Genomic DNA, 3,467 nt, shown 5'->3' on the forward strand with positions numbered 1-3,467 from the left:
TGAACTCCTCGGCGACCGGGGCGTGTCCACGCGCGTGGTCTCGACCCTGGCCCAGGCCCGCGCCACGGCCGGCCCGGACACCACCCTCCTGGTCGCCGTCCCGGACCTGCTGACCAAGCCTCAACAGGCCGGCCTGCACGCGGCGTTCGCGAACTCCGGCAGCCGTACGGTCCTCATCGCGCCCGGCGCCCCGTCCCTGAACCGGCTCGCCCCCAAGGTCACCGTGGACTCCGGGCCCAGCTACGACTCGCCGCTCTCCCCCGACTGCTCGATGCCCGCCGCCCAGCGCGCGGGCGACGCGGAAACCGGCGACTACCGGTACACGACGACGGCCACCGACGCCGACGAGTGCTACCCCAGCGACGGCCGGCCGACCCTGCTCCGGCTCCCGGACACTTCCGGGGGCGGCGACACCGTCGTCATCGGCTCGCCCGACATCCTCTTCAACAAGCGTCTCGACAAGCAGGGCAACGCCTCGCTCGCCCTCCAACTCCTCGGCTCGCGCCCCCATCTGGTCTGGTACCTCCCCTCGCTGTCCGACACCTCGGCCACCGACTCCGGCAGCCAGAGCTTCTTCGACCTGCTCCCCTCGGGCTGGCTCTGGGGCACCGTGCAGCTGTTCATCGCCGCAGCCCTCGCCGCCCTCTGGCGGGCACGCCGACTCGGCCCCCTGGTACCCGAAAGACTCCCCGTGGCGATCCGCGCCTCCGAAACCGTCGAAGGCCGCGCCCGCCTCTACCGCAAGGCGAACGCCCGCGACCGCGCGGCCACCGCTCTGCGCTCCACCACCCGCACTCGCCTCGCCCTTCTCGTCGGCGTCCCCGTCTCCCAGGCGCACGCGCCCGAAGCCCTGCTTCCCGCGCTCTCCGCGCACCTCCACGGCGACGGACAGACCCTGCACGCCCTCCTCTTCGGCCCGCCGCCCAGCGACGACGCGGCCCTCATCGCACTTGCCGACCAACTCGACGCCCTCGAAAGAGAGGTACGCCGTCCATGATGGACCCGACCACTGACAACGCCGGGCACTCAGGGAATCCGGGCGCCGCCCGAGCCTCCCTCGAATCCCTGCGCGCCGAGATCGCCAAAGCCGTGGTCGGCCAGGACCCCGCCGTGACCGGCCTCGTCGTAGCCCTCCTCTGCCGCGGACACGTTCTACTAGAAGGAGTCCCCGGAGTCGCCAAAACGTTGCTCGTCCGCGCCCTCGCGTCCGCACTCGAACTCGACACCAAGCGCATCCAGTTCACCCCGGACCTGATGCCCAGCGACGTCACCGGCTCCCTGGTCTACGACACCCGCTCCGCCGAGTTCCGCTTCCAGCCCGGCCCGGTCTTCACCAACCTCCTTCTCGCGGACGAGATCAACCGCACCCCGCCGAAGACCCAGTCGTCCCTCCTCGAAGCGATGGAGGAACGCCAGGTCACGGTCGACGGCACCCCGCGCCCCCTCCCCGACCCCTTCCTGGTCGCCGCGACGCAGAACCCCGTCGAGTACGAGGGCACGTACCCCCTCCCCGAGGCCCAACTCGACCGCTTCCTCCTCAAACTGACGATCCCTCTCCCCTCCCGCCAGGACGAGATCGACGTCCTCACCCGCCACTCCGAAGGCTTCAACCCGCGCGACCTGCACGCCGCCGGCCTGCGCCCCGTGGCCGGCCCCGCCGACCTCGAAGCAGCCCGCGCGGCGGTCGCCAAAACAACGATCTCCCCCGAAATCACCGCCTACGTAGTCGACATCTGCCGCGCCACCCGCGAATCGCCGTCTCTCACCCTCGGCGTGTCCCCGCGCGGCGCCACCGCCCTCCTCGCCACCTCGCGCGCGTGGGCCTGGCTCACGGGCCGCGACTACGTCATCCCCGACGACGTGAAGGCCCTGGCACTGCCCACCCTCCGCCACCGCGTACAGCTGCGCCCCGAGGCCGAGATGGAGGGCGTGACGGCGGACTCCGTCATCAACGCGATCCTCGCCCACGTCCCGGTCCCCCGCTGATGGCCCTCACCGGCCGCGCCGCCCTCCTCGCAGCCCTGGGCTCCCTCCCCGTAGGCATCTGGGAACCCAGCTGGACAGGCATCCTGGCCGTCAACGCCCCCCTGGCGGTGGCCTGCGCCTGCGACTTCGCCCTGGCCGCCCCCGTACGCCACCTGAGCCTGACCCGCTCGGGCGACACCTCCGTACGCCTGGGCGAATCCGCCGACGTCACCCTGACCGTCACCAACCCGTCCCGCCGCCTGCTACGAGCCCGCATTCGCGACGCCTGGCCCCCCAGCAGCTGGCTCCCCGGCACCGAATTCGCCGCATCCCGCCACCGCCTGACGGTCCCGCCCGGCGAACGCCGCCGCCTCACCACCCGCCTACGCCCCACCCGCCGCGGCGACCGCCAAGCAGACCGAGTAACCATCCGTTCCTACGGCCCCCTCGGCCTCCTCACCCGCCAGGGCACCCACACCGTCCCCTGGGCCGTACGCGTCCTGCCCCCGTTCACCAGCCGTAAGCACCTCCCGTCGAAGCTCGCCCGCCTCCGCGAACTCGACGGCCGCACAAGCGTGCTGACCCGCGGCGAAGGAACAGAGTTCGACAGCCTGCGCGAATACGTCCCCGGCGACGACACCCGCTCCATCGACTGGCGCGCCACCGCCCGCCAAACGACGGTCGCGGTGCGCACCTGGCGTCCGGAACGCGACCGCCACATCCTTCTGGTCCTCGACACGGGCCGCACCTCAGCCGGCCGCGTCGGCGACGCCCCGCGCCTCGACGCCTCCATGGACGCCGCCCTGCTCCTGGCAGCCCTGGCATCCCGCGCCGGCGACCGCGTGGACCTCCTCGCCTACGACCGCCGGGTCCGCGCCCTCGTCCAGGGCCGCACGGCACGCGACGTACTCCCCTCGTTGGTCAACGCGATGGCGACACTCGAACCGGAACTCGTCGAAACAGACGCCCGAGCCCTCGCCGCCACGGCAATCCGCACAGCACCGCGCCGCTCCCTGATCGTCCTGCTCACAAGCCTCGACGCGGCCCCGGTCGAAGAGGGCCTGCTCCCCGTGCTCTCCCAACTCACCCAGCGCCATACGGTTCTGGTGGCATCCTTGGCAGATCCGCACATCGCGCGCATGGCTACGGCTCGTGGAAACACGGAAGCGGTGTACGAGGCGGCAGCCGCGGCACGAGCCCAGACCGAACGCGACCGCACCGCGGAAAAGCTCCGCCGGCATGGCGTCACCATCGTCGACGCGACACCGGACGACCTCGCACCGGCACTGGCAGACGCGTATCTGGCTCTCAAGGCTGCGGGACGTCTGTAATACGGGGATCTGCTTTCCAAGCAGACCCCTTTTCAGGATCCCTCAAACGCAGAAAACCCCCGTACCGAATTAACGGTACGGGGGTTTTCGCAATATTTGTTCGGCGGCGTCCTACTCTCCCACAGGGTCCCCCCTGCAGTACCATCGGCGCTGTAAGGCTTAGCTTCCGGG

3 protein-coding genes and 1 rRNA gene are annotated in these 3,467 nt (G+C 71.1%); 3 read left to right on the plus strand and 1 reads right to left on the minus strand.

Going from position 1 to position 3,467, the window contains the following annotated elements; genetic code table 11:
- The 3 genes from R6V09_RS48920 to R6V09_RS48930 all read left to right on the plus strand — a co-directional run.
- The coding region (locus tag R6V09_RS48920; protein ID WP_317887904.1) for a DUF4350 domain-containing protein at positions 1-997 on the plus strand (997 nt) is incomplete at its 5' end.
- Positions 994-1,986, plus strand: coding sequence for an AAA family ATPase (locus R6V09_RS48925; protein WP_442810285.1), 993 nt, complete (start codon positions 994-996; stop codon positions 1,984-1,986). The genes R6V09_RS48920 and R6V09_RS48925, both read left to right, overlap by 4 nt.
- The gene (locus R6V09_RS48930) at positions 1,986-3,296 is read left to right on the plus strand and encodes a DUF58 domain-containing protein (protein ID WP_317887905.1); all 1,311 of its coding nucleotides are present in this window, start codon (positions 1,986-1,988) and stop codon (positions 3,294-3,296) included. The genes R6V09_RS48925 and R6V09_RS48930 overlap by 1 nt, the downstream gene beginning before the upstream one ends.
- Positions 3,297-3,394: 98 nt before the next feature.
- On the opposite strand, the gene rrf is transcribed toward R6V09_RS48930, so the two are convergent.
- Positions 3,395-3,467: ribosomal RNA gene (gene rrf / locus R6V09_RS54800) — 5S ribosomal RNA — on the minus strand; the annotation flags it as partial.

The sequence above is a fragment of the Streptomyces sp. W16 genome, from assembly GCF_033194735.1.
Classification (GTDB): Bacteria; Actinomycetota; Actinomycetes; order Streptomycetales; family Streptomycetaceae; genus Streptomyces.